Source organism: Rhizobium sp. LEGMi-198b (assembly GCF_054114205.1).
In genome coordinates, this window is record NZ_JBSYVH010000007.1 from 253,032 (window position 1) to 279,604 (window position 26,573).

Sequence of the window (26,573 nt, forward strand, 5' to 3'; positions counted from 1 at the left end):
CCTGACGCCCCTCAGGTGAGCGACATTTCATCCCTCCAATATTGCAGGGAGCCGTTCGCGAAGCTCCTTAACCAGCACACGCTCATTTTCCGAGTAGTCGACCGGGACGTTCACCAGATGGACGCCAGATCCAGAGAATGCATCTTCGAGAGCCTGTTTGAACTGGTCGATGGCGTCTACCCTGGTTCCCTTGGCACCATAGGATTCGGCATATTTCACGAAGTCCGGATTGCCGAACGTCATTCCGAAATCCGGGAACTCGTCCACGGCCTGCTTCCAGCGGATCATTCCGTAGGCATTGTCCTCGATCACGAGGATGACGAGGTTGAGCTTCAACCGGACGGCAGTCTCCAGTTCCTGGGAGTTCATCATGAAGCCGCCGTCGCCACAGATCGCCATGACGCGTCGCTCGGGATAAAGCATCGAGGCAACCATCGCCGATGGAAGTCCAGCCCCCATGGTTGCAAGAGCGTTGTCCAGCAACAGCGTGTTCGCCATCCGCGTCCGGTAGTTGCGGGCAAACCATATCTTGTACATGCCGTTGTCGAGCGCAAGGATACCATCATGCGGCATCACTTCCCGGATATCATGGACCAAGCGCTGGGGCGTAAAACGATCTTCCGTCGCCCGCGCCGCGATGCGTTCGAGAATGCGCTCCCGCAGATGAAGAAGAGCCTCTGCGTTCGGCAGTTTGCCCTCGAGGCGATCCGCCAGCGCCTTGAGCGATGGGCCGATATCTCCGATAACTTCTGCTTGCGGGAAATAGACCTGTTCGACGGTGGCGGGCTGATATCCGACATGGACCACATGCGGACCGTCCTTGCCCATGATGAACGGCGGTTTTTCGATTGTGTCGTGGCCGATGGTGATGATGAGATCGGCCTGTTCGATCGCCTCGTGCACATAATCGCGTTCAGAAAGCGCGGCGGTGCCCATGTAGAGCTCGGTACCGCCCGGAACCGTTCCCTTCCCCATCTGCGTCGTGAAGAAGGGGATGCGGGTTCGTATCACAAATTGCGCGATGTCTGACGTCGAGCGGGGGCGCGAGGCTGCAGCTCCAAACATCAGAAGCGGACGCTTGGCTGCAGTGATAAGAGCGGCGGCGCGGTCCAGCGCCGCGTCGCTTGCGGTCGGCAGTTCGAGCTGATGCGGCGCGATGAGCGCCATTTCCGGGCATTCTTCGGCTGCGATGTCTTCTGGAAGCTCGAGATGAACGGGCCCAGGTCTTTCTTCCTGCGCGATCCTGAACGCTTCCCTGACCATCGTGGGGATCATCTGCGGTGACACGATCTGCCGTGCCAGCTTGGTAAGCGGTTTCATCGACGCAACGACGTCGACCACCTGGAATCGCGCCTGACGAGACGAGAGGACACCCTTCTGACCCGTGATCATCACCATCGGCATCGCACCGAGCAGCGCATATGCCGCCCCCGTCGAAAGGTTCAGGGCACCCGGTCCAAGCGTCGTCAGGCATACTCCCGGCTTTCCCGTCAGGCGGCCGTAGGTCGCTGCCATGAAGGCGGCTGCCTGTTCATGCCGGGTGAGTACCAACTGGATTGACGATTTGCGGATGGACTCGACAACGTCAAGGTTCTCTTCGCCGGGAATGCCAAAAATGCGGTCGACACCTTCATTCTCAAGTGCGGCCACTAAGAGATCAGAGCCTTTGGTCATGGATGAATGTCCGTGCTGGTTGGTGGATCGACCGGTCGGGGCTTACCGAATTGGAAGAAGAAGACCTTGAAGATAGCTTCTTTTGGGAAGCTGTCCAATCGTAGTTTGACGCCGGGCTTGAAGGGCAAGGCCAGGCGCCGCTGCCTGCCACAATGACGACAATTTGCCGGCAGACTTGCTGACGGCGCCGCACGCACCGCGTCTCCACCGTCATTTCCAAAGCGAAGTTTGGTATGCAAGAAAATACTTCAGCCAAGGACACGCATGATCCAGTCGACGCAGCAATGCAGGCGGGCGGGCTGGCGGAAATCCTTGCGCCTTGCCTCTCCGTGGTTTTCTGCGGGTTGAATCCAGCCCTCTCCGCTGCTCGGGACGGCCATAACTTCTCGAACCGAAGCAACCGCTTTTGGCGTGTATTGCATCTCGCCGGATTTACACCCCGCCTGCTGCGGGCGGACGAAGAGCGCGAGATGCTGAGATATGGCCTGGGCCTGACATCGGCGGTCTCACGGCCCACCAAAAGCGCCAGTGAGCTCAAGAACCACGATTACGTCAACGCGGCTCCTGCACTGGAAAGCAAGATAAGAAACTTCGCACCGGCAAATCTCGCCTTTCTGGGAAAGGCAGCATACGCGGCGATCAGCCTCCGAACGCATGTCGAATGGGGCAGGCAGCCGGACGAATTTGCGGGCGTTTCAATCTGGGTGCTTCCAAATCCAAGCGGGCTCAACAGGGCCTTCAACCTGGCGAGATTGACGGAACACTACCGCGAGCTGAAATTGGCGCTTTAGCCGGCATCACAATCAATTCCATCGAGCCGCCGTCGTGCAACGCGGAGGAACCTTCCCTGCGGAACAGGGCCTCCGCTTCCTGCAAAAGCATATCGACTATATGCCGCCCAAACAGACGTATTTCAGCTCGGTGTATTCGTCGATGCCGTGGCGTGAGCCCTCCCGACCCAAACCGGACATTTTCACGCCGCCGAAAGGCGCCTCAGCGGTGGAGATCAGGCCGGTGTTGACGCCGACCATCCCGTATTCCAACGCTTCCGCCACCCGGAATACGCGCGACAAGTCGCGTGCATAGAAATAGGAAGCGAGCCCGAACTCGGTGTCATTTGCCTGTTCGATGACGTCGCTCTCGTCGCGGAAGCGGAAGAGCGGCGCGACTGGCCCAAAGGTCTCCTCGCTGGCAAGCTGCATGCTGCCGTCGACGTTGCGAAGGACTGTCGGCTCAAAGAAATTGCCGCCAAGAGGATGACGATTGCCGCCTGAGAGGACCTCAGCACCCTTATCCAACGCGTCGCGAATATGCGCCTCAACCTTGAGGACGGCGTTCCGGTCGATCAGCGGGCCAAGGACGACACCTTGATCCAGCCCGTTGCCAACCTTCAGTTTTTCAACCGCGTCGGCGAGCTTGGCTGCAAAAGCTTCATAGACACCATCCTGCACATACAGCCGGTTGGCGCAAACGCAGGTTTGCCCATTGTTGCGGAACTTGGCGATGATCGCGCCCTCGACCGCTGCGTCGAGATCCGCGTCGTCAAACACGATGAATGGGGCATTACCGCCAAGCTCGAGACCGAGCTTCTTGATCGTCGGCGCGCATTGCCGGTAAAGCAGTTCACCCGTGCGCGTGGAACCGGTGAAGGTCAGAACCCTGATGGCTGGGCTTGCAGTCAACGTCCCGCCAATTGCGGCGGCATCACCGGTGACGATGTTGAGGAGGCCCGGTGGCAGGCCTGCACGCTCAGCAAGAACTGCAAGCGCGATTGCGGAAAAAGGCGTCTGCGGCGCCGGCTTGAGCACGACCGCGCAGCCGGCGGCAAGCGCCGGGCCGACCTTGCGGGTCACCATGGCATTTGGAAAGTTCCAGGGCGTGATGGCAGCGACAACACCTGCAGGCTGGCGCAGGACAAGGATCCGCTTGTCCTGCTGATGGCCGGGTATGGTCTCGCCGTTGATGCGCCTCGCCTCTTCGGCGAACCATTCGATGAAGCTCGCGCCATAGGCGATTTCCCCCTTGGCCTCGGCCAGGGGTTTTCCCTGCTCCAATGTCAGGATCATCGCCAGGTCATCGAGATTTTCGATCATCAGGCGGTACCACGCCTTCAATATGGTGGCGCGCTCCCCCGCGGTCTTCTTTGCCCAGAGCTTCTGAGCGATGACGGCGGCGCGGATGGCGTCCTCGGTTTCGGCAGCACCCAGATCCGGAACCAAGCCGAGTGCCTCGCCCGTGGCCGGATTGCGGATGGTTGTCGCCTGATGGTCCTTCGCCTCTATCCAATTGCCCGCAACCGGACAGGCCTGACGAAACAGTGACAAATCATGGAGCTTCATGTGACGACTTTCAGCAAAATACGTGAGCGGCATCCGGATCGAAATCCAGATGCACCTGTTCGCCACGGCTGAGCCCGGTAATTGCTTCATGGCCGAAGGGAAGGCGCACGGCCAGGGCCTCGCCTGCGGCGGTTTCGGTGGCAACATGAACGTTATTGCCGAGGAAAGTGATATCGCTGACAGTCGCCGCAAGGCTGCCTTTCTGCACTCGGTTTCGCGACAAGCGAATGCGTTCGGGCCTCAGCATCAACGCTCCCCTCTTTCCGGAGATGGCCTGGCCATGCACCGGAATTCTGAAGACCGCGTCGCCACCAAGCGAGATCGTCGCATGTCCATCCGTCGATGACAGCAGATCGCAGGAAATGAAGTCGCTATCGCCGATGAATTCGGCAACAAAGCGGGTGCGTGGATTGGCGTAGAGTTCCGGTCCGGTTCCGATTTGGTCGATGACGCCCTTGGAGAACACCGCAATGCGATCGGAGAGACGCAGGGCCTCCTCCTGATCGTGCGTGACGTAGAGGATCGTCACCTCGGTCTGCTGGTGAATCCGGCGTATCTCGTGCTGGATTTCTTCGCGAAGCTTCTTGTCGAGTGCCGAAAGCGGCTCGTCCATCAAAAGCACTGGCGGATCATAAGCGAGAGCCCTGGCGAGCGCGACGCGCTGCTGCTGGCCGCCCGACATCTGCGCGGGCTTGCGATCCTCAAATCCCTCAAGCCTGACAAGCCGCAGCATTTCCTTGACCTTGCTATCGACTTCCGCCTTGGACTTGCGCCGTACCTTGAGCGGAAAAGCGATGTTTTCACCGACCGTCAAATGCGGAAACAAGGTGTACCGCTGGAAGACCATGCCGATATTGCGCTTATGCGACGGGGTCGAAAGCAGCGTTTGCCCGTTGAGGCTTATGTCGCCTTTCGTCGGGTTTTCGAAGCCCGCCAATATGTAGAGGGTCGTGCTTTTGCCCGAACCGGACGGCCCGAGAAAGGTCAGGAACTCGCCACGCTGGACCTCGAGATTGACATCTTGCACCGCGACGACAGGACCGTATTCCTTGCGGATGCCTCTGATCTGTAGGAAAGATTCGTTCATGATTTCAGTACCTTGCGTGCGATCGCGACAAGCGCCATCAAAGTGATCGTCAAGAGGATGAGAAGGGACGATGCCGCAGCGATGACCGGCGTCAGATCTTGCCTGAGGGTGGACCATACCTTCACCGGCAGCGTCTGCAGTGTGGGGCTCGCCATGAAGATCGCCACCACGACTTCATCCCAGGATGTCAGGAACGAGAAGACAGCCGCGGAAAACAGTCCATGGCTGATGGCCGGCAGGGTCACCCTGATCTTCGCCTCAAGAGGCGACGCACCGCACAGCACCGCGGCATCCTCGATGGATTTGTCGAAGCCTTCGAGCGCATTGGATATCGAAAGGATGGAGAAGGGCAGTGCCAGCACGAGATGCGAAATGACAAAGCCAATCATGGTGCCGCCGAGACCCATCCTCAGGAAGAAGGCATAGAGAGCAACGGCGAGGACGACGACGGGCAGGATCATCGGCGTCAGAAAAAGCGCCTTCAGCGCGTCACGGAACAGGAAAGTTCCGCGCACCAGACCGAATGAAGTAACCAGCCCAAGCAGCACGGAAAGAACCGTGACGATCGAGGCGATCCTGAAGCTCGTCCAGGCGGATCCCAGCCATTGCGGATCGGCGAAAAGCTGGCTGTACCATTGCAGCGTCCAGCCCGGAGGCGGGAAGATCAGCCACTGCGAAGATCCGAAGGAAAGCGCCGCGATGAAGAGGATCGGCAGCAGCAAGAAGGCTGCCGTCAAGACGGTCACCGCCAAAAGCACATATTTCCACCAGCCGAGGCGATCGAAATTGAGCAGCATGTCAGCGCCCTCCCGTGTTCTGCACGCCGAACAGCCGCAATTGGACCGCATAGAGCGAAAGCGTGACGACGAGGAGAACCAGGGCCGCGGCACCGCCCATTCCCCAGTTGACCAGGGACTGCACGAACTGAGCGATGAGTTCGGCCAGCATCATGTTCGCCGTTCCGCCGAGAAGCGACGGGGTAACGTAATAGCCGAGGGACATGACGAAGACCATGAGGGCACCCGCGACCATGCCCCGCGCAGCCAAAGGCAGAAGGACGCGCGTAAGACATTGCCAACGGTTCGCGCCGCAAAGTGCCGCCGCCTGCAGGATGGCCGGGTCGATCTTCTTGATGACGCCATAGAGGGGCAGGATGATGAAAGGCAGCATGATATACGTCATGCCGATCGTTACACCGGTCAGATTGTTGACGAGCGGCAGCGGCCGGTCGATCAGTCCCATTCCAATCAACATCTTGTTGATCAGCCCGGTACGCTGAAGCAGGACCATCCAGGCATAGGTTCGTGCTAGCAGATTGGTCCACATCGACAGCAGCAAGACTGCGAAAATCACCGAGGCCAGCCTTGTCGGCATGATTGCCAGCGTCCAGGCGACGGGAAAGCCGATCAGCAGCGAAATTGCCGTCACAAGGCCGGAGACAATGAAGGTGTTGGCGAATATCTTCAGATACGTCGCCGAACCCAGGAGTTCAGCATAGTTGCCGAAGCCCACAACCGGTTCCAGCACGCTTCGCAGCAAAAGGGCGACGACCGGTACAATGAAGAAGATCCCGACAAAAATCAGCGCCGGCATAATTTCGCCTAAGCCCGCAGGCCTGACGGCCTTGGACGTAGTCGCAGTTTCACTGGCGACGTCAATGTAAGTCGACATGGCAATCCTTTCCCGCCGTAGGATCAGACAACGGCGCCAGCTCCGAGGAAGATTTCGAACCTGCGTCAGACACCGCGGGCGGAACGACGCCCGCGGTGAAGCCTCGGAGTTTCTTCAACTTATTTGGCCTGCCAAGCATACCACCGCTTGCCGATTTCATCGCGATTTTCAGCCCAATACTTCATGCTTGCATTGACCTGGCTGGCGGTCTGCTGGTCCGGCAAGGTCTTGGCTATTGCCGGGTCCATCAGCTTGGCCGAGTCGATGTTGATGGGTGCGTAGCCGGTCGCCTTCGCCAGATCGGCCTGCGGCTGGGCCGACGTTGCAAGCGCAATGAACTTCATCGCGGTTTCAAGGTTCGGTGCACCCTTCGGAATGACCAGCGAGTCGGCCGCCGTGATGTTCTGCTCCCAAGAGGTTTCCGTCTTGATGCCGCTGGCGGCGAGCGCGGTCATGCGGCCATTCCACAGGCTGCCGAAGGGGGCCTCGGCGGATGCGAGAAGCTGCTGCGACTGGGCGCCGCTGGACCACCAGATGATGTCAGATTTGATCGTATCCAGCTTCTTGAATGCCCGATCGAGATCAAGCGGGTAAAGCTTGTCGGCTGGCACGCCATCGGCCAGCAACGCCGCCTCGATTACGCCCGGGGCCGACCATTTGTAGAAGGTACGCTTGCCCGGAAATTTCGCCGTGTCGAAGAGATCGGCCCAGGTCTTGGGGCAAGCGCTCACGGCGTCCGCATTGCAGCCGATCACGAAGGAATAGTAGAAGCTGCCGACCGAATAGTCCGTGACGAAACGAGGGTCGAGCTTGGACTTGTCGATAACGGAGAAATCCAGTTTTTCCAGCAGCCCGTCCTTGCCCGCCTGGGCGGCATAGTCGCCTTCAACGTCGACGACATCCCAACTGACCTGGCCCGCTTCGACCATGGCTTTCAGCTTGCCGTAATCGGTAGGTCCGTCCTGTGCGACGACGGTGCCGGTCTTGTCTGCAAACGGATTGGCCCAGGCGACCTTCTGTGCGTCCTGCGTGGTTCCTCCCCAGCTCGTGAAGACCATCGTTTCGGCCTTTGCGGCCCCGGACACAGCCATTATTGCGGCGAAAGCCGCCAGTGCGATTGTACGTTTCATGTTCCCTTGTCCTTATACTTGGTGTCTTACAGGCATGCCTTATGCGGCTGGCGGGCTCTTCCCCAGAGGGGAGAAACCTGCCGGCTTCATAATCTTGTTCTCGGCCACTTCGATCAGGTCGCGTATCTTCGGCAGGAAGGCCTGCCATTGCGGGTCGGTCGCCAATCTCTGGCGCCTTGCCTCGCGATCATCGAGGCTTTCATAGGCCCAGATGTGAACGATCTCGTTGATGGTCCCGATCTCCGAAAAGAAATAGCCGACCAGATTGCCGAGATGAGCTTTCTGAATGGCGATCCCTTCTTCCTCGACGACCTTCAGATATTGCGGGATTGCACCGTTCTTCAGCCGATAAGTCCGGATTTCATAGAACATCGGCGTCACCTCATGACGAAAGGATCGGGGATCGGATCGTCCGACGTCCTGAGCCAGATTGTCTTCGTGCGGGTAAAATCGAGGGCCGCGGCCAAGCCGCCTTCCCGGCCATGGCCGGAAAGGCCAAAGCCGCCGAAAGGTGCAATCGGCGATACGGCGCGATAGGTATTGACCCAGACGATGCCCGCCCGGATGCCCTTCATCAGGCGGTGGGCTCGCGTGAGATTCTGGGTGAACACGCCCGAGGCAAGGCCATAGCGTGTATCGTTGGCGATCTTCAGCGCTTCTGCTTCAGTTTCGAACGATACCACCGACAGAACCGGGCCGAAGAACTCCTCGGCAAGCGATGGCGAGGCGACATCGTCGCAATCGAGGATCGTCGGCCGGAAATAATAACCCGCGCCGTCAGGCCGTTCGCCGCCGGTGACAAGGCGGGCGCCGCTCTGCACGGATCGTTCGACGAGCGCCGCAACATGATCCTGCTGACGTTTCGTTGCCAGCGGCCCCACTTCCGTCGCCATGTCCAGCGGCGAGCCGATGCGGATCGCCTCCGCCTTGGCCTTCAGCATCGCCAGGAAGCGTTCCTTGACGCTTCGCTCGACGATTAGCCGCGAGCCGGCGACGCAGCTTTGTCCGGTTGCCGCGAAGATACCGGCAACCTGCGCATTGGCGGCACTTTCGAGATCGGCATCGGCAAAGACGATGAAGGGCGACTTGCCGCCGAGCTCAAGCGAGGTGGAGGCGAGATTTTCCGCCGAATTGCGCACGATATGACGCGCCGTTTCCGGCCCGCCGGTGAATGCGATGTGGGCGACCTTCGGGTGCCGGCTGAGAGCGGAGCCGCAGGCGGGGCCGAAACCGGTAATGATATTGACGACGCCGGCGGGAAAGCCTGCCTCGTGGACGAGGCGCGCAAACTCCAGAAGCGGCGCCGGTCCGTCCTCCGATGCCTTGACGACCATGGTGCAGCCGGCGGCCAGCGCCGGGCCGATTTTGACGGCCGACAGGAAGAGCTGGCTGTTCCAGGGCACGACCATGGCGACGACGCCGATCGGTTCGCGGCGCAGCCAGACATCCATGTCCGGCTTGTCGATCGGAAGATAGGAACCCTCGATCTTGTCGGCGATCCCGGCATAATAGCGATAATAATCGGCAACATAGGCGATCTGCGCCGAAGTCTCGCGAATGATCTTGCCGGTATCACGGGTCTCCAGCTCGGCCAGCTTCTGCGCATTGGCTGCAACCAGATCGGCAAGCTTGTAAAGAAGCTTGCCGCGCTGGGTGGCCGTCAATTTCGACCAGGGTCCGTCATAGAGCGCCTTCTCCGCCGCATCGACGGCACGATCGACATCCTTCTCGCGCGCCTCCGGCATCTCGGCCCAGATTTCGCCGGTCGCCGGATCGACGCTTGCAAACCGGGCCTCTCCGTCTACGAATTCGCCGTCGATGTAGGACTGGAAGCGTTGCATGGGGCTTACTCCGCAAATGCCGGCATGACCTCGGCGATGAAGCGTTCGAGCGAAGCCTTCTTGCGCTCGAAGGACATGCCCGTGTCGATCCAGAAGGAATATTCATCATAGCCCATGGATTCGTAGGTCTTCAGGCGGGCAATAACGGTTTCGGCATTGCCGACGACGTTGTTGGTGCGCATGACCGCATCGGAAAGCATCGGGTTCGCGCTGATCTCCTCCTCCGGGATCCGCTCGATCAGGCCCTGCTTGACAGGCTTCTCGTTCTTGAACCAGGCGAAGAAGTAGTTGTAATAAACGCTCAGTTCGTGGGCTGCCTGCGCGATGTCCTCCTCGGACGAGCCGACATAGGTGTGGCGCAGCAGCATGATCTTGGGTCGGTCGATATCGGGATTCTTGGCGCAGGCATCGTTGAAGCGGCCCATCAGCGCCACGACTTCGTCATCGCCCTGCCAAAGCGGCGTCACCTGAACGTTGCAGCCATTGGCGACGGCGAACTCATGCGAATTCGGGTCGCGCGCAGCAACCCAGATCGGCGGGTTCGGCTGCTGCAGTGGCTTCGGCGCCGAAGTGGTCGACGGGAATTTGAAAAACTCCCCATCATGCGCGTAGTCGCCGTTCCATATGCCCTTGACCGCTGGAATGAGCTCGCGCATCCGCTGGCCGGCGCCCCAGGCGTCGAGGCCGGGAAGCAGGCGCTCGTATTCGAAGGAATAGGCGCCACGCGCGATGCCGATATCGAGCCGCCCATCACAGATGATGTCGGTCATGGCCGCCTCGCCGGCGAGCTTGATCGGATGCCAGAACGGCGCGATCACCGTTCCCGTCCCAAGCCTTGCCCGCGATGTGCGGCGCGCCAGATCGGCGATGGTCACGAAAGGATTGGGCGCGATGGTGAAATCCATGCCGTGATGTTCGCCCGTCCATATGGCATGCATGCCACCCTTATCGGCGATTTCACAGAGAGCGACAAACTCGTCATAGAGGCTCTTGTGGCTCTGACCGGCGTCGAGACGCTCCATATGAACAAAGAGAGAGAATTTCATGGCTGTGCTGCCTTTGCTGGAACCGAACGGACCGTGCCGACGGTCTCGTCGCCGAAATAAACGCCAAAATTGCCGAGCTGGCTCTCAACCGCGAAGCGCGCAACGATGTCGGCGGTCGAACTTGTCTTGAAATGGGCCTTGGCCAACGTGTCGGGTTTCAGGAACCTGCCATTGCGCGGCTCGCCTTCCGAGGCGAAGGCACGGTAGACGATGTGTTGCTTTCCATCGCTCTTGCCTTCGTAAACCGAGTAGAGGAAGCCGATCGTCACCGAAAGCCCCGTGAGTTCTTCCAGATAATCGCGAAGTATGTCGGCAGGGCTTCCCTCCTTGCCATCGCAGCTCGGCAGCGAAAGGATCTCATCACCGATGAGAAGAACCTCGCCATGATGCTCCAGAACGGCTGCGAGTTCGATATTGCCTTCCGCCGCGGCCGAAACGGCCTTGCTGGCGAGGATCGGCGTGAAATAGCCGCCACGAGCATAACCCAATCCGTTCAACCCGCTGTTTTCGAAGGCTTCGATCCGCCCCATCAGGATGACGTGGTCACCGGCTTCGACCAATTTTTCCAGGGCGCACTCGAACCACGCCGCAACGTTCGCCAAGATTGGGCAGCCTGCGGCGCCCGTTTGCCAATCGACCAGCGCGAACCGATCTTCGACCGGGCGCGCAAAGGTGTTGGAAACATCCTTCTGGCTTTCCGACAGAACGTTCACGGCGAAATGCTTCGCGCTCGTCATGGTCGCGTAGTTACGAGAGGTCTTGGCTAAGCAAACAAGCAAAAGTGGCGGATCGAGCGACACCGACGTAAACGAATTTGCCGTGAAGCCGATGGGTTTTCCGTCCGCATCCTGGGCGGTCACGACCGTTACCCCTGTCGCAAAGGCGCCGAAAGCATCGCGAAGCGCTCTTGGGTCCGCAAGCTGTAGGGTCATTTCACATCCTCCCCCTCTGAAAGCCATTCGGCGAGCAGCGCATTTACGGTGTCGGGTGCAGTCAGGTTGACCATATGGCGGTGGCCCTCGACGATCCGCGCCCAACCATGGGGCGCAAGCGCCGCCATTTGGGTCGCCATCAGCGGCGTCGAATTGGGGTCATCCGATCCCGTCAGAAACAGCGCCGGACCCTTGACGTCCTTCCAGTGATCCGCGTAGGTCTCGTCCCCCTCGGCAAATGCCGAATAAGCGACGGCATAGCCCTGCGGATCGACAAGGTTCAGCCATTGCCGCGTCAGGTCGCGCGCAACGACACTGTCGGGATCGTCGCCGAACCATCGAAGTAGCGGGCCTTCTTTGTCCACCCCCGTCAGGGGAATGGCAGCCGCACGCGCGAGCACGGCCGCTTTTGCCTCCGGGTCGCGCCGGTAGACGCCGTTGAGATATGCCACACGCTTGATACGGTTGCCGAATGTTGCGGCCGCCCCTCCGGACACCAATGCACCCATCGAGTGGCCGGCAACATTTGCGGTCTCAATCGCCATCTCGTCCAGGAAATGCCCAAACCAGGCGACGAATTCCTCAAGGCGGCTTCCAACCGGCAATCCGGCACTTTCACCATGCCCGGGCATGTCGACGGCGATTACGCGATGGCTTCCAGCAAAGGCTGATATCTGCGGCGCCCACGCTTCAAGCCGCATGCCGACACCGTGGATCAGGACAAGCGGCTCACCGCTTCCGGCTTCGTAATAAGCCGTTCCACGAGCAGTCTTGTTCCTCGCGAAGACCCAGTCGATCTTTCGGGATGCGCCTTGCGTGTTTGATCCAACGGTCAGCATATCAGCGTCCAGCCTTTCAAACGCCGGCGGGGTTGGCGACGTCTTGGCCCAGATCCTTGAGATCCTGGTAGCGATCGCCAATGCGATGATGCGGACGCCCGCCCACGGACGCACCAAGCGCGACGACAATTTCGTCGGCGGCCGGTGCATCCGGAATTGCGGTCTGGATCGTCAGGTAATGCGAGCGGCGCCCTTCATCGTTTTTGTCCATCAGCGGGATCATGATCGGAGAATTGGCGGGGCCGCGCGTGTTGCAGAAGGCGAGATAGGATTTGGCGCCGACCGCATGGCGATAATGATTGCCGAAGCGAAGCGTGTGAATCAGAGCCGAGGCATGCTCGAGTTCGCCATCCAGGCCGACCACCGCTGATTTTCCGTATGCTTCGACGGCATCGCCGGAGCCAACGGCCTCGATGATCATCTTCGTCAGCAGCTCGCCAAGGATCGGAGCAACCGCATGAATTTCGGGCTTCAAGTCTTCGACGAAGCCGCGTCCGGCCCAGGGATTTTTCACAACGGCGTAGGCGGAAAACAGCCTCAAGGGAACCTGCGCCGGCTTGCCGCCCTCGATCAGCGTCGTCTCGATCTGCAGCCCGGTCTTACGAATTTGGATAGTCATCGAACACCTCAATTCTGACGTTGTGTATTATGGTATGCCATAATATTAAAGTGTCAAGCCGATTTCTCCCGGCTAAGAAGATTCAAGGTGAATGTCAGAAAAAATTATGTGAAAACAAATAATTAGGTTAGCGCTCGCGCTGTGCCATCTACAACGAACTTCCCAGATCGCTCAGAGTCGGCCACTTGGGCCTTCGAACGAGTAGTGGCTAGGCTAGGTTCGTCGCGGCAGGCCTGCAGCGCTTCGGCGGTGTCGATGAATGTTAGATGAGCATTGGGCAGGCACGGCAATGCATTTCATATGACGCTCCACCTTATTACTTATTATGGCATACCATCACATTGAGCAAAGTTGGGTGTCAAGCTTGCAATGTGTGGTTTGCCGTGTTTTGCGGAATCGCGGGAGCGCCCGCGAGGAGACTCGCGTGCCCAATCAGATCGAAATTGAAGATCGAAAGAGGTTCCAATCGCTCCCGGACTGCGTGCAGGGAGCGTTTACAGGCCTACTCGGCGGATTCCTTAGCGGAGAGAACCGCTTCCGCAATGGCGCTGGCGGCGGCAACGTGGTCCATGGCAGCCTTGTAGGCGCCCTCCCCGTCACCACGGCGGATCGCGTCCACGATCTTCGCCATTTGGCGCGGGCCCTCGATGTCGCGATTTTCCGTCTTGATCGTCATCGACCGCAGATGGTTTATGCGCACGGTGAGGAGATTGACGACGCCCCAGGCGACATGCCTGTCGACCATCGTGAACAGCGTCTGATAGAAAGAAGATGTGTGCGCGAGCACTCCGGGCATGTCCTTGTCGCGGTAGCTATCGCGGATACCCTGCAGCGACGCCTCCAGCGCTGCGACGATCTCCGGACTTCCGCGCTGCGCGCACAGTCGCGCCGCCATACCTTCGAGCACACCGCGGATCTCGTAGATCTGCTTGGCCTCGTCGAGATCGAGCTGGGCAACGATCGGGCCCTTGTTTGGCAGATTGGCGACCAGCCCTTCCGATTCCAGATGCCGCAGAACCTCGCGCACAATCGTCCGGCTCACGCCGAGCTGAGCACACATGTCGCGTTCGACAAGTCGATCTCCCGGGCGAAAATATCCGCTCACGATGGCTTCGCGGACCTTATCGAGCGCGAGCTCTCGCAGCGTTTTTGCGGGACGCTCCACTCTGATCGCCGCGTCCTTTAGAGCACCGCTCATTCTTGCACCTCAGTATTGGACGTGTTTCGCACGCTCGACTTCCGTTCGGCAATCGACTTTATTAGAATCGTATTATGGCGTACCACACACTGTCGGCGGTTGGCAATTCAACCAGTGTGCAAGACTGTCCGCCCATGCGTTCGGATGCTTAGGCTTCCTGCCGGCCAATCCGCCTCTATCGAGCAGACCGAGCAAATTGCGCTGCGCCTAGCCGATTCGCGCAGGATTTTTCGTGAAGACTACGCTGCGCTACGCGTTGTTAATAATGGTTTATGGCTTCAGACGGTAGAATTCAAAGGCAGCGCATAGCGGACATGATGTCTCCTGCCGTCCCCCAAGGCATGACCTGTCAATCTGAGTTTGCGTATCCTCATGTCTTCCAATCCGACGCCCCGCCATTTCCGTGCCCAAACTTCTTCCGTGATCGCGATAACGGTGTGCTTCATCGCCGTCGCGTTGGTGTTGACCGGCCTCGTAGCGCATGTGGTCGCGACGATGACACGGTCAGCGAACGAAATCGACGATGCGCGGGCAGACCGCGCCGCGCGTGCCGCGATCATTTCGTTCATGGCCAAGCTCAGCGGCACGATGAAAGACAATGCCGTCTGGGATGATGCCTATGCTGCTATTGGCTCGGCTGCCGCTGCGGATTGGGCCTTTGAGAATTGGGGCAAAACTAGCGCGGATTATTCACTCTATGATGGTGCCGTTGTAATCGGGCCCGATGGCAATGCGGTTTCCGCCTATCTGAAGGGCAAACCCTTTCAGCCGCGCGACTATTTCGGAGCCGGCTTCGACCGCCAGATTGAAGCTGCCGCCACCCCGCAGCCAGCACCCTTGCTCAACTTCTTCAAGACTGAGGCGGGAATCCTGCTTGTGGCATCACAGGCAATACAACCCTTCGAAGCAAAGGGCGAGCTTCCGAAGCTCAGCGTTTTGACTTTCTTTAAAGAGCTGACCCCAGAGGTCATCGATGCACTCTCGGATGAGCACGAGCTTGACGGTCTGCGGCTCCAGGCGACGCCCGAACCGAGCCAGTTGAATTCCCCGATCAAGGACATGGGTGGCACGGTCATCGGCTATCTCGTTTGGCCTAGCAAGGCTCCGGGGAACGCCATTTTTGACAAGGTCTATCCCTATGTGACTGCCGCCGCCAGCATCCTCGCCCTTTTTCTGGCAGCCGTCCTGCTTGCAGGCGCGTCCGAAGCCGGGCGTCTCCGCCGTTTGGCCGAGGCGGCCAGATTTGAAGCAGGTCATGACAGTTTGAGCGGCCTGCTGAACAGACACGGCCTTCTTGGGATGCTGGATCAACTGGACAATACCAGCTTGCCAGCATCGCTCTACATGATCGATCTCGACGGTTTCAAAGCTGTCAACGATGCGTGGGGACATGCAGTCGGAGACGAACTGATCCGGATTGTCGCAAAAGCGCTGCAGGGCTGTCATCCCGAAATCCATGATTCTGCAAGGTTAGGCGGTGACGAGTTCGCGTTGGTGCAGGTCGGATCCGCTCCACATCGAGATATAGAAGAATCCATTCTCAAACTTTTTCGCAATCCCTTCAAAATTGGCGGGCGAACGATCGAAGTCGGGACGAGCATTGGCGTGGCGGGCCGCATCGGCAATATCGCGCCACTGGAGCTTCTGCGCAGAGCCGATATCGCTCTTTACCGCGCCAAAGAAAATGGCAAGGGCCAGGCCGTTACCTACGATCTCGAACTGGATCGCGAGCGCCAGCGTATCGCCGAACTGGAAGGCGAGCTGAGAAACGCTATCAATAGCGGCGCGATCGAACCGGTTTTCCAGCCGCTCGTGTCGGCATCAACGGGTGCAATTATTGGTCTTGAGGCTCTCGCACGCTGGCGAAGTGCGGCTGGAAGCATCAGCCCGGAAGTTTTTATTCCGCTTGCCGAAAAGTCCGGCCTTATCGATGCATTGGGCGTTCATATGCTACGGACGTCGATCCAGCATGCGAAGGCCTGGCCGTACCTGGCGCTTTCGGTCAATGTCTCGCCCATCCAGCTCTGCAATCCGGACTTTGCCGCACAAGTCACGGCAGTCCTTGATGAATCCGCTTTCGATCCCACTCGCCTGACGCTGGAAATAACCGAGGGCGTCCTGATGACCAATCCTGACCAGGCGCGCCGATCAATCGATGTGCTCCGGCGCATCGGCATCAAATTCGCGCTCGATGACTTCGGCTGCGGCTATGCAAGTATCGGCGCCTTGCGGCAATTCGGATTCGATCGCATGAAGATCGACCGATCGCTGGTGTTGGGCCTGGAAGAGAACGCCAACGGCATCGATATTCTGCGCGCCACGGTCGCTTTGGCAACGGCGCTTGAAATTCCGGTGACGGCCGAGGGGATCGAGAATCTTCGCCAGGCGGAAATACTGCGAGCCTCCGGCTGCGACCAATTGCAGGGCTACCTAGTCGGCAAGCCTATGTCGTCCAGTGAAATCGGCGAAAAGCTCCGCCAGCGCAACTCAGCCGCGTGATCTATCAGCCTCTGAGCTAGTCGAGCCGTCGAGATACGGCCTGCGGCATTGGACCTATGCCGGTTGATCGATCAGCCGCTGCGCGGTGAATTTGTCGGTCACCAAGGTATCAATCACACCTATACGCAATGCTCCAGCGATGGCCGCGGTCTTCTTTTCGCCGCCCGCAAGCGCAATCACCCGGTCAACCTTGGCAAGCTCATCAAGCGAGATACCGATCACCCTCTCGTCCAGGGGCGTTTTGACCGGTTTGCCCTTGCCGTCGAAGAAACGCAGGGAAATATCGCCGACCGCTCCGGCATCGGCCAAGTCAGCCAATTCGCGCGACGAGAAGATATTGCCGGACCGGGCCAGAAGCTCGGACGGTTCGACCGCACCGATGCCGACGATTGCGACACTGATCGCCCCGAAAAGCTCGATCGTTTCCCGCACGAACGGATCGGCCATCATAAGTAGCTTGGCCTCCCTTGAACTTGTCACGCCTTGGACCGGAAGGAGTTTGGGTTCGGCGCCAGTCAAACGGGCGAGCCTTGTGGTTAGCTGCGTCGCATGGGTCTGAACGGAAGGGTCGCCCATGCCGCCGAGGGTCTGAACGATATATTTTGCCTGGGCGCTTTTTTGCGGGTGGATATTCTCCACCATCTTGAAAATCGTCTGGCTCCAGCTTGAAACGCCGATAATTTCGCCCTCCGAAAGGGTGACTTCGAGAAGGTGAGCGGCGGCTTCGCCGATCCGCGCCATGATGGCGCCTTCCCGGTCTTCGGAACATTCAACGACAATGGCTTCGGGAAGATTGAAACGTTCCCGGAGCGCGGTTTCGAGTTCGGTATAGGTTCCGACAGGTGGGATAACGGTGGTCCGCACGATGTCTTCGGCTTCCGCCCGCTTAAGCATTCGAGAGACGGTCGCCTGCGACAGCCTCAGGTGCTGGGCAATATCAGCCTGTCTCTTGTGCTCGATGTGATACATCTGTGCGACACGAGAAATCAGGCGAAGCTCGTTGATCCGTCCCATGCTTGTTCCATCAGTGAATTTTTATTCACCAATAGCGGGCGGCGGTTCGAACGTCGAGCGTGCAATCGCATCATTCCACGTTTTAAACCTTTCCGCGTTGTCGTTTGCCCGCGGCTTGATGATTGTGTTCTGTCGAGGAAGGCGACCGATAGCGTCAAGATCCGCCCACATGCCCAACGACAGGCCGGCCAGATAGGCGGCACCCAGCGCCGACGCCTCCGGCGCTGCGCATTGAATAACAGCGTGCTCCAATAGATCCGCGACACACTGCATGAGAAACGTATTCTGACTGGGTCCACCGTCGACATAGAGCGAGCCGATGTTTCCTCCATTCTGCTTCTGCATCGCCTGGAAGACATCATGCACCTGCAGCGCAATGGAATCGGTAACGGCCCTCGCCAACTGCGCGCGGGTGGTGCTGAAGTTGATTTGGGAAAACAGCGCGCGAGCATCCGAATTCCAATGGGGCGCCCCGAGGCCGACAAACGCGGGAACGAAGCCGGGCCCACCCGGCTCGGCGGTCGCCGCCAGCTCGACGAGTGCGGTGACGTCGGAAAGCCCGAGAATTTCTGTCATCCACGGCAGGCTTGCCGCTGACACGAGGATATTGCCTTCGAAAGCGAAGGTCGGTTTTCCCGCAATGCGCCAGGCAACGGTCGTCGTGATCCCATGTTGTGGTGCGATAAAGTGCGGCAATGTCGTCATGACCGACGAACCCGTGCCGAACGTCACTTTGCCGTCTCCCGCCTTATGGGCCCCATGCCCGAAGAGAGCGGCATGGCTGTCGCCGATGGCAGCGCAAACGGGCGTTCCGTCCGGCACGCCCGGGAGGCCCATGGTCGTTCCGAATTGTCCCCCACTGTCGAGAACTTCGGGAAGCAGGCCTTTATCCACGCCGAACAATGCGCAAAGCTCCTCGCTCCAACGTTGGCCTTTCAGATCGAAGAGTTGGCTGCGGGCTGCATTCGATGCATCGCAGACATGCTTCCTGCCATCCGTCAGGCAGTGGATAAGCCAGCTATCCACAGTGCCGATTCGCACTGCGCGCCCGGCCGGGGCGCGATCCAGCAGCCATTTCATCTTCGAGCCGGGAAACATCGGATCGATCGGCAGGCCAGTAGTCTCCTCGACCCACTGCGAATGCCCGAGCCCAATCAGCTTTTCGCAATCGCCGGCCGTGCGGCGGCACTGCCAGCTCACGACGGGACCGAGCGCCTCGCCGGTATCGCCATCCCACATCGTTACCGATTCCCGCTGATTCGAAATCGCAACCGCTTGGATTGCAGGCTTTGCCGGCGCAGCTTCGATACAAGCACGTACCGCCTCGCATACCGATTGCCAGATGCGATTTGGATCCTGCTCGACCCAGCCTGGTTGCGGATAGCTAATGCCAACGGTCGCAGCACCGCGAGAAATCAGCTCGCCCTTTTCCGATACCAGAATGGCCTTGGAATTCGTCGTGCCCTGATCGATTGCCAGGATGGCTCGCATAAAATGTTTCCTCCAAGAATGGGTCGGGGCATTCAGCACAACGCCTCGGTAAGCGCGCTGTCAGCGTCAGATCACTTCCTCTTGAGAAGCGCCAACGCCGCCTGCGCAATGGCGTCCGGAGCCATTCCGAATTCATCCAGAAGGAATTCCGCCGAGCCTGTCGGAGCATAGATACCAGGAACGCCCAGACGCTTCATCGGAACAGGCGCATTATCGACGACCACTTCGGCGACCGCAGAGCCGAGACCGCCGTAAATCGAATGCTCTTCGGCTGTCACGATGGCGCCCGTTTCCTTTGCGGCGGCAATGATAGCCTGCTCATCGATCGGCCGCACGGTTGCCATGTTGAGAACACGGGCGTCGATCCCCTGGCTTGCGAGGATTTCTGCGGCCTTGACGATGCGATGCGTCAGCGTGCCGTTGGCAATCAGCGTCACGTCCCTGCCCTCGCGCAGCACATTGGCTTTGCCGAGCTCGAACTTATGATCGTCCGGCAGCAGGTCCGGAACGCCGACGCGCGACAGGCGCAGGAAGCAGGGTCCGGCATAGCTTGCCGCCCATTTTACAGCAGCAGCCGTTTCAATGCGGTCGCATGGCGCAATAACCGGAAGATTTGGCAGGACACGCGTCCAAGCGAAATCCTCGATGGAATGATGCGTCGGGCCGAGTTCGCCATAGGCCATGCCGGAGGAAATGCCGATCAGTTTGACGTTCGCATTCGAATAGGAAATATCGGCCTTGATCTGCTCCAGAGCACGGCCGGTCAGGAAGCACGCGGCCCCACAGACGAATGGGATCTGTCCGCCGTTCGCCAGCCCCGCTCCGACGCCGACCATGTTTTGTTCGGCAATGCCGACATTGACCAGTCGTTCCGGAAATTTGGATTTGAAGCCGCCGAGCTTGGATGAGCCGACGGAATCGTTGCAGACCGCAATGATCGTCTGCTCGCTGATCGCTAGCGCCTCCAAAGTCGCAGCGAAGGCATCACGGCAATCGTGAAGATTGATGTTCGAGTTGAGCGCGTCCATTAGAGTGCCTCCGACAGTTCTGCGACTGCTTGTTCGTATTGTTCCTTGTTCGGCACCTTATGATGCCACTCCACCCGGTCCTGCATGAAGGAGATGCCATGGCCCTTGTTGGTGTGGGCGATGATGCAGTGCGGACGCGGGCCGCGATGTTCCAATGCGGGAACGATTTGCGTCATTTCGTTGCCGTTGATTTCGCTGACTTCCCAGCCGAATGCTTCGAGTTTCGGTCTGAGCGGGGCGACATTATTGGTATCGGCGAGTGCCGCGCCTTGCTGGAAGCGATTGTGATCGATGATCAGGGTCAGATTGTCCAGATTGAACTGCGATGCCGCCATGATGGCCTCCCAGTTCGATCCCTCTTGCATCTCGCCGTCCCCGGTCATGACATAGGTGTGATAGCCGGCGCCATTCATCTTGCCGGCCTTGGCAATGCCGACGGACACAGGCAATCCGTGCCCCAACGGACCGGTGTTGGTTTCGACACCCGGCACCTTGTTGCAATTGGGATGGCCGTTGAGCCGTGAATGCGGCTGCAAAAACGTCGAGATCTCCTCTTCCGAAATGAACCCGCGCTTTGCCAAGGTAACGTACAGCGCGCAGGCCGTGTGGCCCTTTGACAGAATGAACCGATCACGATCGGGCCGCTTCGGTTCGCTGGGATAGATTTTCAGAACGCGAAAATAGAGAGCCGTCAGGATGTCGATCGCCGACATCTCACCGCCAATATGTCCCGCACCTGCGTCATAGACCGCTTGCAGGTCACGCAGGCGTATCTGACGCGCGACGCGCTCAAGTTCCTTAACTTGCATGATGCTCCCTCGTTGCATAAATATTCAATCACAGATATTTTTGCACAAAAGACCATTCAGTCAAGCCCATTTATTGATTGCATGCCGCTTTGGCAGAAAGCTATGCGCCTTTTTCAGTGCTTGACAGGCCAAATATGAGTTGATAATGAATTTTCCAACATGAATGCATAAATATGCAAGCTTGAAGGAAAATCACCTGGAGCAAGCATAGGGAGTGGAGGAGCCATGTCAGCCTTGGGCGTTAACGAGCAAAGCCAGCAGCCGCGAACCTCACTTGCATGGCTTAGCGGGGCCACGGGTCCGCTGATCGGCTTGCTGATACTCTGCGTTTTCCTGAGCGTTGCGACGGACCGGTTTCTTTCGGTGCGCAACGCGCTCAACATCCTCGATCAAATCACCGTGCTCGGCGTCATGTCCGTGGGTATGACCTTCGTCATCCTGATCGGCGGCATCGATCTTTCCGTCGGCTCGGTCCTTGCGCTGTCGATGATGGTCATGGGCTGGGTTGCGAATGTTGCCGGCTTGCCGATGGCCGTCGCGATCCCGCTGGCGCTCCTGGCGTCCGCGCTCAGCGGCCTGATTGTCGGCTTCATGGTGACGAGTTTCCGTGTACCCGCCTTCATTGCCACCCTTGCGATGATGTCGGTCGCCCGCGGCATTGCCAATATGATTACCGATGGCCAGCAGATTGTCGGCTTTCCCGACTGGTTTACGATGCTGGCGATCGACCGTCATTTCGGCGTCCTGACCGCGACCGTCTTCCTGATGCTGGCGATCGTCATCGTCTCGTGGCTCTTTCTCAAATACCGTTCCGAAGGCCGCATGCTGTATGCGATCGGCGGCAATCCCGAGGTCGCCCGCCTGGCCGGCATCAATGTGCCGGTGGTCACGATCGGCGTTTACGTCGTGTGCGCCATATTGGCGGGCGTTGCCGGGATCGTCCTTGCTGCCCGCCTGGATGCCGTCCAGCCTTCAAGCGGCTTTGGCTATGAACTCGACACCATTGCGGCCGTCGTCATCGGAGGAACGTCTCTGTCGGGCGGTGCTGGTGGCATCGGCGGAACGCTGATCGGCGTGCTCATCATCGGCGTTTTGCGCAACGGCCTGAACCTGCTCAACGTCTCACCATTCCTGCAACAAGTGATCATCGGCGTCGTCATCGTTCTTGCGGTCGGCGCTGAAACGCTGCGCCGGAGGAAGGCATAAGACGAGCCACTAAGGCCGATAGCCAGAATTCCCCTTCCGCTGCACGGACGGGGATTGTGAAAGCCCGAGGGCGGAGGACGTATCCAAGGGCGGATTGAAACCAAAGGAGGAACTCATGAAACTTTCCCGTACTCTCTTGACCACGGCAGCCATACTCGCACTGTCGCTGGGCTCGGTTCAGGCCAAGGAAGTCAAGAAACTCGGCCTCGCGGTCGCCAATCTTCAGGCAAACTTCTTCAACCAGATCAAGCAGGCCGTCGAAGCGGAAGCCAAGACCCGCGGCATCGAAGTCATCACCGTTGACGCAAAGGGCGACGGTCCGACGCAGGTCAACCAGGTCCAGGATCTTCTCACGCAGAACATCGACGCGCTCATCTACATTCCCGCCGGTGCCGCCGCCGCAACCATTCCGGTGAAGCTCGCCCATCAGTCGAACGTGCCGGTCATCAACGTCGACCGCAACGCCGACGGTGCACCTGGCGACACCTTCCTGGCTACGGATTCCGTCGCATCGGCAAACGCTGTCTGCAAGTACATCATCGAGAAGGCCGGCGGTAAGGGCAACATGGTGATCATCCATGGCCAGAAGGGCACGACGCCGGAAGTCGATCGCACGAAGGGCTGCATGGATGCCGTCAAGGCAAATCCGGGCGTAAAGATCGTTTCAGAGCAATGGTCGAACATCTGGAGCCAGGATGAAGGCTTCCAGATCATGCAGAACATGCTTCAGGCCAATCCGGACGTTTCGATCGTCTTCGCGCAGGCTGATGCGCTCGCCCTCGGCGCTGCACAGGCCATCAAGGTCGCAAACCCCTCGCAAAAGATTGCTCTCGGCGGCTTCGATGGCGACACCGCGGCGCTCGAAGCGCTGAAAAACGGCGTCTTCGACGTGACCGCGACGCAGCAGACCCAGAAAATGGGCCGCGATGCCGTTGCCAATGCTGTAAAAATCGTCGGCGGCGAGAAAGCGCCGCCGGTCCAGCTTATGGATGCGACCCTGACCACAAAGGATAACGTGGCCGGCTTTATCGCCAACCATCCGTAAGCATAACCAAGGGAGCGGTGCGATGACTGATCCGGTGCTCACACTCAGAGGTATTTCCAAGCGCTACGGCCCTCTGGAAGTCCTGAAGAACGTCAGTCTCGATGTCTTCCCGGGCGAGGTCGTCGCCTTGCTCGGCGAAAACGGCGCGGGCAAATCGACCCTATCGGGCATCATCGCCGGATCGCGCACGCCTTCCGAAGGTACCATGACATGGCAGGGGCAGCCCTATGCCCCTGCCAATCCGAGAGAGGCGATCGACAAGGGCGTGGTCCTGATCCACCAGGAGCTTCAACTGCTTCCCGAGCTGACGATCGCCGAAAATGTCTTCATCGGTCGCTGGCCGATGAAGAACGGCGTCGTCGACCGGACACAAATGGTCAAACGCGCTCAAGAACAGCTCTCGCGCCTGAACCTGCATATTCCTGCGACGCGCAAGGTGGCGGGACTGTCGACCGCCAACCAACAGCTCATTGAAATTGCCAAGGCCCTGGCGCTCGATGCGAAGCTGTTGATCCTCGACGAGCCAACGGCCGCTCTCGGCGGCGCGGAAACCGAGGCGCTCTTCGAGCAAGTCAGAAAGCTGCGCTCCGAAGGCGTCGGGATCATCTACATTTCGCACCGGATGGAAGAGATCAAGCAGATCACCGACCGCATTGTCGTTCTTCGCGACGGCGAACGTGTTCAGGAATTTGCCGATAGCTCGACCCCTGTGCGCACGATCGTTGAAAGCATGGTCGGCCGTTCGCTCGATAGAATGTTCCCGACATTGCCGGTGCCGCAGGATCGTCCGGTGTTGCAGGTCGACGCTCTGACCTCGGTGGACGATTCATTCCGCGATATTAGCTTCGAGGTCAGGGCCGGAGAAATTCTGGGTATAGCCGGCCTGGTCGGCGCGGGGCGAACCGAATTGGTGCGGGCCATCTCCGGAGCGGATCCCGTAAGGTCCGGCGCTGTGCGCCTCAATGGCGAAGCGTTAAAGCTGCATAGTCCGGCTGACGCGGTAGCGAGAGGCATCGTTATGGTGCCGGAAGACCGCAAGCTTCAGGGATTGGTCGTCAACCACCGCATCGCGGAAAATATCGTTTACCCAAACCTCGATCAGTTCGAAAGCCGCTGGATTACGTCCTCGATGAAGCGGGATTTCGCGAAGAGAGCCATTTCGACATTTGGTATCAAGGGCCGTGCTGATCAACTGGCCTCCGATCTCTCCGGCGGCAACCAGCAGAAGATCGTCATCGCAAAATGGCTGATGCGCGATCCCAAAGTGGTCGTGCTCGATGAGCCGACCCGAGGCATCGATGTCGGGGCCCGTGCCGGCATCTATGACATCATCGTCGGCCTCGCGAACAGGGGCGTGGCCGTTATCGTGGTCAGCTCCGATCTGGAAGAGGTTCTCGGTGTATCAAACCGGATACTGGTTCTTGCGCAAGGCAAACAAGCGGGAATTCTGGAGCGCGACCAGGCGAACGACGTCTCCGTCATGGAATTGGCTACAATCTAAAATGACATCAAGAAAGGAAGAGCGATGCCTGACATCACTCTGAATGCTCCCAAGCTTTTCGACCTCTCCGGCCAGGTTGCCTTTGTGACCGGCGCCGGTAGCGGTATCGGCCAGCGCATCGCGATCGGTCTGGCTCAATGCGGCGCAGATGTCGCATTGCTTGACCGCCGCAACGACGATGGCCTGTCGCAGACGGCCGAATTCGTTCGCAAGGCCGGACGCCGTTCGATCCAGCTTGCCGCGGATGTGACCAACAAGGCAGCGCTTGCCGAAGCGGTGGAACGGGCGGATGTCGAACTTGGTCCCCTCTCCCTCGCCCTCAATGCCGCAGGCATCGCGAATGCCAACCCTGCCGAGGAGATGGAAGAAGAGCAATATCAAACGCTGATGGACATCAACCTCAAAGGGGTCTTCCTGTCCTGCCAAGCCGAAGCGCGCTCGATGCTGAAGAGGGGCAAGGGATCGATCGTGAACATCGCGTCCATGTCGGGCGTCATCGTCAATCGCGGCCTGAACCAATGCCATTACAACGCGTCCAAGGCCGGCGTCATCCACATGTCGAAGTCCCTGGCAATGGAATGGGTCGGCCGCGGAATTCGCGTCAATACGATCTCTCCCGGCTATACGGCGACACCGATGAACACCCGGCCGGAGATGGTCCACCAGACGAAGCTGTTTGAAGAGCAGACACCGATGCAGCGCATGGCGACGGTCGATGAGATGGTTGGTCCCGCCGTATTTCTGCTTTCCAACGCGGCAAGCTTTGTCACGGGTGTCGACCTGCTGGTCGATGGCGGTTTCTGCTGCTGGTGATGACGATGCCTCGCAAGTTGATCGCCGGAAACTGGAAAATGAACGGGCTGATCTCGGACCTGAACGAGATTGTCGCCATCGCGGCCGCCGCCGATGGCGCGAAGGCCGAAGCCATCATTTGCCCACCCGCCACCCTTATCGACCGCGCCGCGTCAATAGCGCGCGGCTCAAAATTGCGGATCGGCGGGCAGGATTGTAACGCCTCGCCGTCGGGCGCCCACACGGGCGATGTTTCCGCGAACATGCTGGCCGATCTCGGAGCAACCTGTGTGATCCTCGGCCATTCGGAGCGTCGGGCAAACCATGGTGAGACCAGCGCTCTCGTCGCCGCAAAAGCGGCGGCGGCTTACCGCGCCGGACTGACGGCCATCGTCTGCGTCGGCGAAACCGACGATGAGAGGACCGGCGGCATGACGCTTGTGGTCGTCGAAAGCCAGCTTTCGGCGTCCGTTCCGGACAGTGCTTGCGCTGCCAACACCGTTATCGCCTACGAGCCGGTATGGGCGATTGGAACCGGCCGCGTTCCGACGGAGGCCGAGATCGCCGAAGTTCACGCCGCCCTGCGCGGGGCCTTGATCAAGCGATTTGGCGCTGAGGGCAATGAGATACGGCTCCTTTACGGTGGTTCCGTGAAGCCATCGAACGCGGCCTCGCTATTTGCCATTGCAGGCGTCGACGGCGCGCTTATCGGGGGAGCCTCGCTGAAGGCATCGGATTTTGCAGCGATACTGCATGCTGTCCCCTGAATGCGAGCCCGATGGTTGGCCGCCGACGGGACGGCCTTGAAGATT

At 59.2% G+C, this 26,573-nt stretch carries 24 protein-coding genes; 7 read left to right on the forward strand and 17 right to left on the reverse strand.

Annotated elements, in window-relative coordinates; genetic code table 11:
• Positions 1-27 precede the first annotated feature (27 nt).
• Positions 28-1,674 carry an acetolactate synthase large subunit gene (locus tag ACXHXG_RS24845; protein WP_457901057.1) on the reverse strand — a complete coding sequence of 549 codons (1,647 nt, stop codon included), beginning with the start codon at positions 1,672-1,674 and terminating at the stop codon, positions 28-30.
• A gap of 284 nt (positions 1,675-1,958) precedes the next feature.
• Between ACXHXG_RS24845 and mug the strand changes: the two genes are divergently transcribed.
• Complete coding sequence (mug, locus tag ACXHXG_RS24850) at positions 1,959-2,465, forward strand: G/U mismatch-specific DNA glycosylase (RefSeq protein WP_457901170.1); 507 nt, start codon at positions 1,959-1,961, stop codon at positions 2,463-2,465.
• Between the two features lie 96 nt (positions 2,466-2,561).
• Here the strand turns inward: mug and ACXHXG_RS24855 are convergent, their stop codons facing one another.
• The 12 genes from ACXHXG_RS24855 to ACXHXG_RS24910 form a co-directional block, all read right to left on the reverse strand.
• On the reverse strand, positions 2,562-4,013 hold the full coding sequence (locus ACXHXG_RS24855) for an NAD-dependent succinate-semialdehyde dehydrogenase (protein WP_457901058.1): 1,452 nt from the start codon (positions 4,011-4,013) through the stop codon (positions 2,562-2,564).
• A 10-nt stretch (positions 4,014-4,023) separates the two neighbouring features.
• Complete coding sequence (locus tag ACXHXG_RS24860) at positions 4,024-5,100, reverse strand: ABC transporter ATP-binding protein (RefSeq protein ID WP_104826386.1); 1,077 nt, start codon at positions 5,098-5,100, stop codon at positions 4,024-4,026.
• On the reverse strand, positions 5,097-5,897 hold the full coding sequence (locus ACXHXG_RS24865; RefSeq protein ID WP_457901059.1) for an ABC transporter permease: 801 nt from the start codon (positions 5,895-5,897) through the stop codon (positions 5,097-5,099). Before ACXHXG_RS24865 ends, ACXHXG_RS24860 begins: the two co-directional genes overlap by 4 nt.
• Before the next feature lies 1 nt (position 5,898).
• Positions 5,899-6,771 carry an ABC transporter permease gene (locus ACXHXG_RS24870; protein ID WP_260304838.1) on the reverse strand — a complete coding sequence of 291 codons (873 nt, stop codon included), beginning with the start codon at positions 6,769-6,771 and terminating at the stop codon, positions 5,899-5,901.
• A 119-nt stretch (positions 6,772-6,890) separates the two neighbouring features.
• A complete protein-coding gene (locus ACXHXG_RS24875; protein WP_260304837.1) occupies positions 6,891-7,901 on the reverse strand; it encodes a polyamine ABC transporter substrate-binding protein in 1,011 nt (336 codons plus the stop codon).
• 39 nt (positions 7,902-7,940) lie between these two features.
• Positions 7,941-8,273: an NIPSNAP family protein gene (locus tag ACXHXG_RS24880; protein WP_104826382.1), complete on the reverse strand. Its 333-nt coding sequence runs from the start codon at positions 8,271-8,273 to the stop codon at positions 7,941-7,943.
• Between the two features lie 5 nt (positions 8,274-8,278).
• A complete protein-coding gene (locus ACXHXG_RS24885) occupies positions 8,279-9,742 on the reverse strand; it encodes an aldehyde dehydrogenase (protein WP_457901060.1) in 1,464 nt (487 codons plus the stop codon).
• A 5-nt stretch (positions 9,743-9,747) separates the two neighbouring features.
• On the reverse strand, positions 9,748-10,788 hold the full coding sequence (locus ACXHXG_RS24890; RefSeq protein WP_260304835.1) for an LLM class flavin-dependent oxidoreductase: 1,041 nt from the start codon (positions 10,786-10,788) through the stop codon (positions 9,748-9,750).
• Positions 10,785-11,720 (reverse strand): flavin reductase, encoded by a 936-nt coding sequence (locus ACXHXG_RS24895; protein ID WP_457901061.1) that lies wholly within the window; start codon positions 11,718-11,720, stop codon positions 10,785-10,787. Before ACXHXG_RS24895 ends, ACXHXG_RS24890 begins: the two co-directional genes overlap by 4 nt.
• On the reverse strand, positions 11,717-12,559 hold the full coding sequence (locus ACXHXG_RS24900; RefSeq protein ID WP_457901062.1) for an alpha/beta fold hydrolase: 843 nt from the start codon (positions 12,557-12,559) through the stop codon (positions 11,717-11,719). Before ACXHXG_RS24900 ends, ACXHXG_RS24895 begins: the two co-directional genes overlap by 4 nt.
• A gap of 16 nt (positions 12,560-12,575) precedes the next feature.
• Complete coding sequence (locus ACXHXG_RS24905; protein WP_283053619.1) at positions 12,576-13,178, reverse strand: amino acid synthesis family protein; 603 nt, start codon at positions 13,176-13,178, stop codon at positions 12,576-12,578.
• A gap of 502 nt (positions 13,179-13,680) precedes the next feature.
• Positions 13,681-14,376 (reverse strand): GntR family transcriptional regulator, encoded by a 696-nt coding sequence (locus ACXHXG_RS24910; RefSeq protein WP_457901063.1) that lies wholly within the window; start codon positions 14,374-14,376, stop codon positions 13,681-13,683.
• Positions 14,377-14,748: 372 nt separating this feature from the next.
• Between ACXHXG_RS24910 and ACXHXG_RS24915 the strand changes: the two genes are divergently transcribed.
• Positions 14,749-16,875: a bifunctional diguanylate cyclase/phosphodiesterase gene (locus ACXHXG_RS24915; RefSeq protein ID WP_457901064.1), complete on the forward strand. Its 2,127-nt coding sequence runs from the start codon at positions 14,749-14,751 to the stop codon at positions 16,873-16,875.
• A gap of 54 nt (positions 16,876-16,929) precedes the next feature.
• Here the strand turns inward: ACXHXG_RS24915 and ACXHXG_RS24920 are convergent, their stop codons facing one another.
• The 4 genes from ACXHXG_RS24920 to ACXHXG_RS24935 form a co-directional block, all read right to left on the reverse strand.
• Positions 16,930-17,889 carry a sugar-binding transcriptional regulator gene (locus ACXHXG_RS24920; RefSeq protein WP_260304829.1) on the reverse strand — a complete coding sequence of 320 codons (960 nt, stop codon included), beginning with the start codon at positions 17,887-17,889 and terminating at the stop codon, positions 16,930-16,932.
• A 21-nt stretch (positions 17,890-17,910) separates the two neighbouring features.
• Positions 17,911-19,380 carry an FGGY family carbohydrate kinase gene (locus tag ACXHXG_RS24925; RefSeq protein ID WP_457901065.1) on the reverse strand — a complete coding sequence of 490 codons (1,470 nt, stop codon included), beginning with the start codon at positions 19,378-19,380 and terminating at the stop codon, positions 17,911-17,913.
• A gap of 71 nt (positions 19,381-19,451) precedes the next feature.
• Positions 19,452-20,408, reverse strand: coding sequence for a transketolase family protein (locus tag ACXHXG_RS24930; protein ID WP_457901066.1), 957 nt, complete (start codon positions 20,406-20,408; stop codon positions 19,452-19,454).
• Positions 20,408-21,217: a transketolase gene (locus ACXHXG_RS24935; RefSeq protein WP_260304826.1), complete on the reverse strand. Its 810-nt coding sequence runs from the start codon at positions 21,215-21,217 to the stop codon at positions 20,408-20,410. Before ACXHXG_RS24935 ends, ACXHXG_RS24930 begins: the two co-directional genes overlap by 1 nt.
• Before the next feature lie 225 nt (positions 21,218-21,442).
• Here ACXHXG_RS24935 and ACXHXG_RS24940 point away from each other — a divergent pair, with 225 nt between their 5' ends.
• The 5 genes from ACXHXG_RS24940 (at position 21,443) to tpiA (ending at position 26,528) form a co-directional block, all read left to right on the forward strand.
• On the forward strand, positions 21,443-22,423 hold the full coding sequence (locus tag ACXHXG_RS24940; protein ID WP_457901067.1) for an ABC transporter permease: 981 nt from the start codon (positions 21,443-21,445) through the stop codon (positions 22,421-22,423).
• A 115-nt stretch (positions 22,424-22,538) separates the two neighbouring features.
• Positions 22,539-23,468 (forward strand): sugar ABC transporter substrate-binding protein, encoded by a 930-nt coding sequence (locus ACXHXG_RS24945; RefSeq protein WP_260304824.1) that lies wholly within the window; start codon positions 22,539-22,541, stop codon positions 23,466-23,468.
• A 22-nt stretch (positions 23,469-23,490) separates the two neighbouring features.
• A complete protein-coding gene (locus ACXHXG_RS24950; RefSeq protein ID WP_283053607.1) occupies positions 23,491-24,969 on the forward strand; it encodes a sugar ABC transporter ATP-binding protein in 1,479 nt (492 codons plus the stop codon).
• 24 nt (positions 24,970-24,993) lie between these two features.
• A complete protein-coding gene (locus ACXHXG_RS24955; RefSeq protein ID WP_457901068.1) occupies positions 24,994-25,782 on the forward strand; it encodes an SDR family oxidoreductase in 789 nt (262 codons plus the stop codon).
• Positions 25,782-26,528 carry a triose-phosphate isomerase gene (gene tpiA / locus ACXHXG_RS24960; RefSeq protein ID WP_457901171.1) on the forward strand — a complete coding sequence of 249 codons (747 nt, stop codon included), beginning with the start codon at positions 25,782-25,784 and terminating at the stop codon, positions 26,526-26,528. Before ACXHXG_RS24955 ends, tpiA begins: the two co-directional genes overlap by 1 nt.
• The last annotated feature ends 45 nt before the right edge of the window (positions 26,529-26,573 follow it).

Bases quoted from the DNA above. Each gene is read 5' to 3' on its own strand.
- ACXHXG_RS24845 (WP_457901057.1), bottom strand. From the start codon at position 1,674: ATGACCAAAGGCTCTGATCTCTTAGTGGCCGCACTTGAGAATGAAGGT.
- ACXHXG_RS24920 (WP_260304829.1), bottom strand. From the start codon at position 17,889: ATGGGACGGATCAACGAGCTTCGCCTGATTTCTCGTGTCGCACAGATG.
- ACXHXG_RS24930 (WP_457901066.1), bottom strand. From the start codon at position 20,408: ATGGACGCGCTCAACTCGAACATCAATCTTCACGATTGCCGTGATGCC.
- ACXHXG_RS24925 (WP_457901065.1), bottom strand. From the start codon at position 19,380: ATGCGAGCCATCCTGGCAATCGATCAGGGCACGACGAATTCCAAGGCC.
- ACXHXG_RS24905 (WP_283053619.1), bottom strand. From the start codon at position 13,178: ATGACTATCCAAATTCGTAAGACCGGGCTGCAGATCGAGACGACGCTG.
- ACXHXG_RS24950 (WP_283053607.1), top strand. From the start codon at position 23,491: ATGACTGATCCGGTGCTCACACTCAGAGGTATTTCCAAGCGCTACGGC.
- ACXHXG_RS24855 (WP_457901058.1), bottom strand. From the start codon at position 4,013: ATGAAGCTCCATGATTTGTCACTGTTTCGTCAGGCCTGTCCGGTTGCG.
- ACXHXG_RS24890 (WP_260304835.1), bottom strand. From the start codon at position 10,788: ATGAAATTCTCTCTCTTTGTTCATATGGAGCGTCTCGACGCCGGTCAG.
- ACXHXG_RS24895 (WP_457901061.1), bottom strand. From the start codon at position 11,720: ATGACCCTACAGCTTGCGGACCCAAGAGCGCTTCGCGATGCTTTCGGC.
- ACXHXG_RS24880 (WP_104826382.1), bottom strand. From the start codon at position 8,273: ATGTTCTATGAAATCCGGACTTATCGGCTGAAGAACGGTGCAATCCCG.
- ACXHXG_RS24860 (WP_104826386.1), bottom strand. From the start codon at position 5,100: ATGAACGAATCTTTCCTACAGATCAGAGGCATCCGCAAGGAATACGGT.
- ACXHXG_RS24910 (WP_457901063.1), bottom strand. From the start codon at position 14,376: ATGAGCGGTGCTCTAAAGGACGCGGCGATCAGAGTGGAGCGTCCCGCA.
- ACXHXG_RS24900 (WP_457901062.1), bottom strand. From the start codon at position 12,559: ATGCTGACCGTTGGATCAAACACGCAAGGCGCATCCCGAAAGATCGAC.
- ACXHXG_RS24870 (WP_260304838.1), bottom strand. From the start codon at position 6,771: ATGTCGACTTACATTGACGTCGCCAGTGAAACTGCGACTACGTCCAAG.
- ACXHXG_RS24945 (WP_260304824.1), top strand. From the start codon at position 22,539: ATGAAACTTTCCCGTACTCTCTTGACCACGGCAGCCATACTCGCACTG.
- ACXHXG_RS24915 (WP_457901064.1), top strand. From the start codon at position 14,749: ATGTCTTCCAATCCGACGCCCCGCCATTTCCGTGCCCAAACTTCTTCC.
- ACXHXG_RS24955 (WP_457901068.1), top strand. From the start codon at position 24,994: ATGCCTGACATCACTCTGAATGCTCCCAAGCTTTTCGACCTCTCCGGC.
- tpiA (WP_457901171.1), top strand. From the start codon at position 25,782: ATGACGATGCCTCGCAAGTTGATCGCCGGAAACTGGAAAATGAACGGG.
- ACXHXG_RS24885 (WP_457901060.1), bottom strand. From the start codon at position 9,742: ATGCAACGCTTCCAGTCCTACATCGACGGCGAATTCGTAGACGGAGAG.
- ACXHXG_RS24865 (WP_457901059.1), bottom strand. From the start codon at position 5,897: ATGCTGCTCAATTTCGATCGCCTCGGCTGGTGGAAATATGTGCTTTTG.
- ACXHXG_RS24940 (WP_457901067.1), top strand. From the start codon at position 21,443: ATGTCAGCCTTGGGCGTTAACGAGCAAAGCCAGCAGCCGCGAACCTCA.
- mug (WP_457901170.1), top strand. From the start codon at position 1,959: ATGCAGGCGGGCGGGCTGGCGGAAATCCTTGCGCCTTGCCTCTCCGTG.
- ACXHXG_RS24875 (WP_260304837.1), bottom strand. From the start codon at position 7,901: ATGAAACGTACAATCGCACTGGCGGCTTTCGCCGCAATAATGGCTGTG.
- ACXHXG_RS24935 (WP_260304826.1), bottom strand. From the start codon at position 21,217: ATGCAAGTTAAGGAACTTGAGCGCGTCGCGCGTCAGATACGCCTGCGT.